The following is a 7,601-nucleotide window of genomic DNA, read 5'->3' on the forward strand; positions in this document are numbered from 1 at the left end:
TAGGCTGAATCAGTTCACGTTCGGTCAACTCCAGTACCAGCGTCACCTGGCCGGGGGCGAACGCAGCGAGAAACTCCCGGCAGTCCTGCACCAGGTCGAGGTCCTGGCAGTGACTGGCGGTGATGTTCACGCCGATATGGAAGCCCGGGGTGAAGCGCCCGGCATGCGGGGCCAGTTGCGCAGCGGTCTGGCGTAGCAACGAGCGGGTCATCGGCACGATCAGGCCCGAATGTTCGGCCAACGGTATAAACAGGTCAGGGCGAACCAAGCCTTCCTTCGGGTGCCGCCAGCGCATCAATACTTCACAGCCGGCCCATTCGCGGGTGTCGCCACGCACCACTGGCTGGAAATACGGAATGAATTCATTGGCCCCCAATGCCCGCTGCAACTCATGGGTCGGCGCGGACGAGCGCTTTTGCAGCCAGTGCGCCAACACGCCCGCCAGCACACCAAAGAACACCAGCAGACTGAACAGCGCCGGGTAGCGCGCCTCCATGTACCGCCAGACCTCACCGGCAGGCATGCCGGCATCGACGCTGTACGGGTAACGCTCGGAGTTCAGGTGCTGATGGGCCACTGCAAACTGCGGCATTGCAGTGGTGTGCACCTTGCCGTCAGCGTCCAGCCAGTTGGCTCCCACTTGCAGGATCAGGTGTGCGTAGCGGCTGATCAGGCGCAAGGCGTTGGTCAGGTGATAGCCGTCAACCGAGGCAAACGCGGCTTTATCGCCATCGACCAGGCGGTAAACCAACAACGCGGTATCGGGCGTTACCGGGTTGCCGTTCATCAACCACAGCGTGCCCGCTACGTAATCGTCCGGGTTGACCGGTGACTGGTAGCTGCCGCCGAACAACGAGCTGCAATAGATGTTTTTTTGCCAGGACAAGGTCGTTGCCCGCACAAAGGGGCGCCGCGTGACCTGTTCGCGCAGTGCCAGTTGCGCGCCGTTGTCGCACGGTTGGCCGGCCAGCGGCAGCAATGCCTGGGCGGCGAGGGCGGTGTTGTCGAGCATTAAATCGAATTGGCGCACAGCCTCCAGCGCGGTTTGGGCGGTGCTTTGCTCAAGGGTGCGTTCGGCTTGCCAATGAAGAATCACAACCCCCAATAAAACGGGAACCAGGCCGCAGACACTGCTGATGAGCGCGCGTGCAGTTCGGCTTCGGGGGCCTTTGGCAGTGCGGGGCATAGAGGCAGCCAATAACAGAATAAAAAGACGGGTGTGTGCCGATGATAGTTGGCATTGCGCAGTGCCGCTCACTTGTTTGGCGCGAATTGACCTAGCCATTCGGTCAGTTGTTGCGATTGTCTCAACTTGGCAAGATAAACATCGTTGCAAAAAGTAAGAGACTTCGGAGCACCGACCCTTCCAGCCTCTCTCTCAGCCGTTTCAGCCCACTTCTGGCGGGACGGTCGACCCTCGTCTTTCAATTGTTGAAATTCGTTTCGTAACCCGTTAACGCTACTTGATAAGGAATTACCTGCAATGAACAACATCCGATTGGCCGCTGCTTTCCTGGCTGCTACCGGCGTCGCCGCGCTGCCTGCTTTTGCCGCAGACGGTACCATCAGCCTGACCGGTGAAATCACCGGCACCACCTGCAGTATCAGTGGCGGGGCAGGCTCCGCGCCTGGCGCCAGCCCGAACTTCGCCGTTGTGCTCAACAAGGTCCAGGCCAGCGCGCTCAAGGCAAAAGGCCAGACGGCCGGCACCACCCCATTTGTTGTGCGTGTGGGTGCGTGCCCCAAGGATACGACGGTGGCGGTGTTGTTCGAGAGCAGCAGCCCGGCGATCAACCCGGCTACGGGCAACTTGAAGAATCAAGCGCCGGCCAAACCAGTGCCAGCCAGCCTGGTTGAGGTGCAGATTGTCGACGGCACTACCCAAAAGCCTATGGACCTGCGCCTGGCACTCAATTCGAGCAGTGCAAAAGTCCCCGACAACGGTGAGGTGTCGCTGCCGTTCGCCGCGCAGTACTTCGCCACCGGCGCCGCAACCCCAGGCCCGGTAAGTACGCAGGTGCTGTATTCCGTCACGTTTCCCTGAACAAGGCCCGGAGCCTGGCGGTTCGCCAGGCACTGGACAGCGCCTTGGAGGACCGCCCCATGCTTGCCCGACTCATGTTCGCAATTGCCTTGCTGCTCGCCATTTCGATGGTTAGCGGATGGCCATCCGTTGCCCATGCCGGTGTAGTGATCGATGGCACGCGGCACATTTACCCGCAACAGCGTCGCGAAATCACCTTGCGCCTGACCAACGACGATGAACGGGCTCCGCGCCTGGTCCAGGTATGGCTGGATCAGGGTGACCCGGCGTCAGACCCTTCTAACAGCGAGGTGCCTTTCAGCCTTTCGCCGCCGGTGTTTCGCCTGAACCCGCAGAAAAGCCAGGCCGTGCGCCTGGTCTACACCCAAGAGCCACTGCCGGCTGATCGGGAATCGTTGTTTTGGCTGAATGCGCTGGAGATCCCGCCCAAGGTCAACACCGAGGCCGATGCAGAGGTTGGCCCGGCGAATCACCTGCAATTCGCCTTTCGTATCCGTACCAAAGTGTTTTTTCGCCCCGCCGATCTGCCTGGCAGCCCGAACGAAGCGCCCACGCAATTACGCTGGTCCTTGCGCCGCAGTACCCAGGGGACGCTGCTGGACGTGCACAACCCATCGGCCTATCACGTGACATTCAACGAGGTGGCGTTGGCCATGGGCCCGCAGCAAGACGCGCCGCTGCTGCCGGCGGAAGAGGGCATGGTGCCGCCAGGCGGCAACCTGACCCTGAGGGTGCACAAGGCCGTGCGGCCCATCCCTGCGGATGCCCGGGTGCATTTCAAATACATCAATGACTACGGCACGTTTTCCGCGCCGCAGCGTGCTCCTCTGAAGTTCTGACTATGCCTGCCTTGTTGCCATTCACGTTTTGCCAAGGCGCTGCCTGGCTGTTTTCCCACCCTCGGCTGGTGCTGTTGTTCGGCCTGCTGAGCACGCTTGTGTTATCGGCCGAGGCTGCCCCGTTGTTGTTTGACCTGGAGGCCTTTACCAGCGGTGTGTCCAGCCCGGCGGATCTCTCACGCTTCAATACCAGCAATGTGTTGACGCCAGGGGTTTATCGCGTTGACGTGATACTCAACGGCCAATCGCTGGGCCGTCGCCCGATCACCTTCGTAAACCTGGACAAACAGGACGCTGCGCAACCCTGTGTGAGCGCGCAACAACTGGCCGAACTCGGAGTAGTACTGCGCAAGTTCGAGGCAGGCGCCGAGGGGGATTGTCGCGATTTCGCCGCATGGATGCCCATGGCCAGCAGCCATGTCGATGTCGAGTCCCTGACCCTGGATGTCAGCATCCCGCAGGTCTACATCAATGGCTCCGCACGCGACTACATTGACCCCGCCCAATGGGACGCGGGCGTTGATGCCGCGCTGCTCAATTACACCTACAGCGCCGCTGCGGTGACATCAGGTGCGGGTGAAGACCGCAGTTATCTTGGCCTCGACGGCGGGGTCAACCTGGGTGACTGGCGGTTGCGCCACCAGGGCGGGCAAGCCTGGGCTTCGCGAAGCAGCCACTTGCCTTATCAAGCCACGGCCACCTACTTGCAACGCGCCGTTTCAGCCTGGCAGTCGCAACTGACCGTAGGTGACAGTTTCAGCAGCGGTCAGATCCTTGATGGCGTGCGCGTGCGTGGCGTTACGCTGGCCACGGATAACCGTATGCTTGCGCCGTCGCAACAAGGCTATGCGCCTCAGGTGCGCGGCGTTGCCGACAGCAATGCCACGGTGACGGTGCGCCAGAACGGCTACACCCTTTACGAAACCACTGTGGCGCCTGGGCCTTTTGTGATCGATGATCTCTACCCCACGGGCTACGGAGGCGACCTCGACGTCAGTGTCACCGAGGTAGACGGGCGACGCAGCACCTTTGTCGTGCCTTATTCGGTGGCCCCGCAACTGTTGCGTTACCGCGCCACACACTACAGCGCAACGGTGGGCCGGGTGCAGCAGCATGGTGTGAGTGATGCCAACGCTTCAGTGTTTCAAGGCACGCTGCAACATGGGCTAGTCGATAACCTCACCGTTTATGGCGGCGCCACGCTTTCCCAGGGCTATAGCCAAGGCAAGGCGGGCCTGGCGATGAGTACGCCTGTTGGTGCATTCGCCTTGGACACTACCCACTCACGCACACAGGTGCAGGGGCAAGCCCTGGCCCGCGGACAAAGCCTTGGCCTGGCCTACAACAAGAATGTGCCGTTTTCGGGAACGCATTTTGCACTCGGCGCCTATCGCTTCTCGACCGATGGCTACCTGAACCTGCCGGACGCATTGAATGTGCGCGACCTGGGCCGTCATGGTGGGAACCTGGACAGCTATGCCCGGCAAAAGAGCCGCCTGGACCTGACGATCAGCCAGCAGCTGGGGGAGGGCACCCTGAGTTTGTATGGCAGCTCCACTGACTACTGGGCCGGGCAGCAAGGGCGCCAGACGTCGTTCACCGCCAGTTATGGGGCCAGTTGGAAGTCGCTGAGTTGGAACGTCTCGGCGCAGCGTTCGAGAGTCAGCGAGCTGTATCGGGCGAGCGACCGCGAACGCGGTGAGGATATTTTCTTCGGCCGCTCGACGCGAACCGAACGCGTTGAGAATCACTGGGTGCTGAGCCTCTCCATGCCATTGGGCGAGGGCACGCGCGCACCGACCATGAGCAGTTCACTGTCGCGGGATGCAGGTGAGTCGCGCGGCAGTCAGCAACAAGTCGGCATCAATGGTTTGTTGGGGGATACGGCGCACACCCATTACGGGTTGGTCGGCAGTCGCGGCACCGGCGATCACGGCGGCTCAAGCTTCAACGCTTACGCGGGCTATCGCAGTAACGCAGCCAACCTGCGCGGCGGTTATGGCCAGCGCCAGGGCAATGCACAAGTGTCCATGAGCGTCGACGGCGGCCTGATCGCCCACAGCGGTGGCGTCACCCTGGCGCAAAACCTCGGTGAAGCTTCGGCGCTGGTGTATGCGCCGGATGCCCAGGGAGCGCAGCTCGGCGGTTCCGGGGTGCGTATCGACAAGCAGGGTTATGGGGTCATGCCTTCTTTGCGGGCGTACCAGCCCAACGCCGTGGACATCGACCCGCAAGGCATGCCCATGGACGTGGAATTAAAGGAGTCGAACCGTTCCGTGGTACCGACCCTGGGCGCAATATCGCTGGTCAAATTCGAGACCGTCAGCGGCCGGGCGGTAGTGATCAAAGCCACCCACCCGAACGGCAGACCCCTGCCGTTCGCAGCCCAGGTATTTGACGAGCAGGGCAACGAAGTCGGGGTGGTTGGCCAGGCGGGCAAGGCTTTTGTACGCGGGGTTGCCGACCACGGCAGGCTGACCGTGCAGTGGGCTGAGGCGGCGGGCGAGCGGTGTTTCATTCGTTACCATCTACCTGCCCGTGAACCCGGTCGCCGCCAAGAAAATACAGATCAATTGGTCAGCCAGTGTCGCTACGAGGAGAACACCTGATGAATCACACGATGAACGGTGTTCAACGCTTCACGGTCAGGTTTTCCGGCGTCGTCGCACTGCTGAGCGGCTGGGCTTTCGCAACGCCTGCCCAAGCGCACTTTGGTAATGCTGGCGATTGTTCGCCCCAGGCAAACCTGAATGTCTCGATTGCGCCCATCACCTTGCAGGGCCACGTACAGATCGGGCAGGCCCTGGGCGCGGTAAACGGCTATGACTTCGACAGCCGCAATGCTTATGTGATGCGCTGTCAATACAAGGATTGGCCTATCGAGCAACCCGTGACAGCGAACATAAGCGTAGTCAATTCGCCGGCTACGGGTATCACGTTCAGTGCGTCCGGGTTCTCGATGCCGGTCTACGCCACCAACCTGCCCGGAGTGGGATTCGCGGTGATGGCCAGGGACCCCGGCCAGCCTTTTCACCCACTCCATCACGGCACCACGGCGTTATTAACCGTCAAACACAACAAGCCCAATGGGTGGGGGCTCCAGGGGCGGATCTACCTGGTGGCTACCGGCCCTGTCTCGGCCGGCACGATCACTGCGCGCACGTTTGCCAACTACACGCTGACCAATGTCACGACCTCAGGCCCGGGCTACGCTTCGGTAAGCCTGAGCAACGCGGTCATAGCGCCGCCGCTGCGGCCTACCTGCCATGTCTCGACACCCTCGGTTGTCATGCCGATGGGGCCTGTGGCCAGCCGTGATTTCAGGGGTGTAGGCAGCTACGCTGCAAGCGTGAGCCATAACATCAGGCTGGACTGTGCCGGGGGAACCGGTGGCAGCCTGGATATCTGGGTCACGGTGACCGACCAGACTAACCCCGCAAATCGCGGCAATCAGTTGTCGCTGACGCGCACTTCGACAGCCAAGGGTGTGGCAATACAGCTGTTGAGTGGCCCCTCAGTGCTCAACTATGGCGCCGACTCTTCGGCCGTCGACAACCTGAACCAATGGCGGGTGACAAGCACGAGCAACGGCACCATCACGATCCCCTTGACTGCTCGTTATGTGCAAACCGAAAAAATGATCCGACCCGGTACGGCCAACGGGTTGGCTTCGTTCACCATGAGTTATCGGTGAGTGCCGGTGTGTTGCAGCCCTTGCGCGAGTGTGAGGAACGCAAGGGCAGCAGGTGAGGCCTGGCGCCGGTCCAACACCGCCAGGCCGATCCGGCGCGGCACCGGCGGTGATAATGGCCGTGCCACATAACGACTGTCGACACGTTCGGGCAACGATGCCTGCGCCACGATGCTCAGCCCGTCGCCACGGCTGACGGCTTCCAGCGTACTGAGCAATTGGGCACAGCGATACCGCACGTTGGGCCGCAAACGCGCGTCGCTGAACAAGCGCATCACCAGCTCCGATGAGCCGGCTTCGGTGAGAATGAACGGATCGTCACACAGCGCTTGCAAAGGTACTGATGTGCTGGCAACCAGCGCATGGGTGGCCGGCAACAACACGACAAGCTGATCCTCGAACAACGCCACGGTGTCGAAACGCTCACTGTCTGTTGGCGTGTCGGCGAGCACCACAAAACCCACGTCGACACGCCGCTCGTCCAGCCACTGGATGACTTGCCGGTCTGGCCCCTCGTCCACATGCACTTCAATGCCCGGGTAGGCCTGCCGAAAATGGCTGAGGATTGTCGGCAACAAGCGCACCGACGCAGTGGGGCCGAAGGAGCCGATGCGCAAGGTGCCGCGTTTCATGCCACGGGCGTCGGCGGCTTCCTGCTGTAAGGTCGCGGCCAGGCCGAGCATGGCACGGGCGCGCCCGAGTAATTGCGCGCCGATATCGCTCAGCTCCACCAACGTCTGGTGGCGCCGAAACAATTCCACGCCCAGCTCCTGCTCCAAGGCCTTGACCGCATGGGACACCGCCGACTGGCTGATACCCAGGCGGTGAGCCGCACTGGTGAAACCTTGCAGCTCGGCCACCAGTGAAAAAATTTCCAGTTGGGTCAAGGTCATGAGTAAAGGCTCATTTTACGATTACTGAACATTAGTCGAAGAATATGCCAACCCTGCCACCTGTCGAGCAACTGCTAATGCATCATTCATCTGATCGCCTCACCTACCTGAAGCTCGCCGCTGTGACCATGATC

Annotated in this window: 6 protein-coding genes; 4 read left to right on the forward strand and 2 right to left on the reverse strand. The window is 61.3% G+C overall.

Features of this window, described 5'->3' with window-relative positions; translation table 11 throughout:
* A partial coding sequence (locus FEM54_RS18940; RefSeq protein ID WP_138452451.1) for a CSS-motif domain-containing protein occupies positions 1-1,186 on the reverse strand: 1,186 nt, incomplete at its 3' end.
* 297 nt (positions 1,187-1,483) lie between these two features.
* Here FEM54_RS18940 and FEM54_RS18945 point away from each other — a divergent pair.
* From FEM54_RS18945 to FEM54_RS18960, 4 genes are read left to right on the forward strand one after another with little or no spacing between them, the layout of a single operon-like run.
* A complete protein-coding gene (locus FEM54_RS18945) occupies positions 1,484-2,044 on the forward strand; it encodes a fimbrial protein (protein ID WP_099549862.1) in 561 nt (186 codons plus the stop codon).
* A 59-nt stretch (positions 2,045-2,103) separates the two neighbouring features.
* Entirely contained in the window at positions 2,104-2,883 is a 780-nt protein-coding gene (locus FEM54_RS18950; protein ID WP_138452453.1) for a fimbrial biogenesis chaperone, read from the forward strand.
* A 2-nt stretch (positions 2,884-2,885) separates the two neighbouring features.
* A complete protein-coding gene (locus tag FEM54_RS18955) occupies positions 2,886-5,492 on the forward strand; it encodes a fimbria/pilus outer membrane usher protein (RefSeq protein ID WP_138452455.1) in 2,607 nt (868 codons plus the stop codon).
* Positions 5,492-6,577, forward strand: a complete 1,086-nt coding sequence (locus tag FEM54_RS18960; RefSeq protein ID WP_138452457.1) for a fimbrial protein — start codon at positions 5,492-5,494, stop codon at positions 6,575-6,577. Before FEM54_RS18955 ends, FEM54_RS18960 begins: the two co-directional genes overlap by 1 nt.
* Here FEM54_RS18960 and FEM54_RS18965 read toward each other — a convergent pair.
* A complete protein-coding gene (locus FEM54_RS18965) occupies positions 6,568-7,467 on the reverse strand; it encodes a LysR family transcriptional regulator (protein ID WP_017135506.1) in 900 nt (299 codons plus the stop codon). The two genes, FEM54_RS18960 and FEM54_RS18965, sit on opposite strands and share 10 nt — an antisense overlap.
* Between the last annotated feature and the right edge of the window lie 134 nt (positions 7,468-7,601).

This window comes from Pseudomonas edaphica (genome assembly GCF_005863185.1).
Classification (GTDB): Bacteria; Pseudomonadota; Gammaproteobacteria; order Pseudomonadales; family Pseudomonadaceae; genus Aquipseudomonas; species Aquipseudomonas edaphica.

Bases quoted from the DNA above. Each gene is read 5' to 3' on its own strand.
- FEM54_RS18945 (WP_099549862.1), top strand. From the start codon at position 1,484: ATGAACAACATCCGATTGGCCGCTGCTTTCCTGGCTGCTACCGGCGTC.
- FEM54_RS18950 (WP_138452453.1), top strand. From the start codon at position 2,104: ATGCTTGCCCGACTCATGTTCGCAATTGCCTTGCTGCTCGCCATTTCG.
- FEM54_RS18955 (WP_138452455.1), top strand. From the start codon at position 2,886: ATGCCTGCCTTGTTGCCATTCACGTTTTGCCAAGGCGCTGCCTGGCTG.
- FEM54_RS18960 (WP_138452457.1), top strand. From the start codon at position 5,492: ATGAATCACACGATGAACGGTGTTCAACGCTTCACGGTCAGGTTTTCC.
- FEM54_RS18965 (WP_017135506.1), bottom strand. From the start codon at position 7,467: ATGACCTTGACCCAACTGGAAATTTTTTCACTGGTGGCCGAGCTGCAA.